The organism is Xanthobacter autotrophicus (genome assembly GCF_030015065.1).
GTDB lineage: Bacteria > Pseudomonadota > Alphaproteobacteria > Rhizobiales > Xanthobacteraceae > Xanthobacter > Xanthobacter autotrophicus_D.
Genome location: NZ_JAIVFN010000590.1, coordinates 1 through 311, shown reverse-complemented (window position 1 = coordinate 311; position 311 = coordinate 1). Strand labels below are relative to the sequence as shown.

At 65.0% G+C, this 311-nt stretch carries 2 pseudogenes; both read right to left on the bottom strand.

Going from position 1 to position 311, the window contains the following annotated elements:
• Positions 1 to 118 (bottom strand): annotated as a pseudogene (locus tag K9U40_RS24655) (transposase zinc-binding domain-containing protein); the annotation flags it as partial.
• A 5-nt stretch (positions 119 to 123) separates the two neighbouring features.
• Positions 124 to 311: pseudogene (locus K9U40_RS24650) on the bottom strand (hypothetical protein); the annotation flags it as partial.

Below are 311 nucleotides of genomic sequence, written 5' to 3'. Positions count from 1 at the left end.
CGGCCACCGGTGCCGGCAGCGTGAACACGACGTGGAAGTAGGTTACCGGGAGCAGCTCAGCCTGGCGTGCGGCCAACCGCTCTGCCCGAGCCGTTCCTTGGCACTTCGGACAGTGCCGGCTAGCTAGGCAAGGGCGTCTTTCGCCGCTCGCATGCCGACAATCAGAAAGATCGCCGAGCCTGCAGCGATCACAAGACCCAGCAGTTGGCCCGCGTCGGCGCCGAACAGGCAGATCAGCGCAGCACCGACACCGAGCAATCCGACGGCGATTCCGAGGAACGAGATCGCGCGCGATGAAAACGTTCCACTCC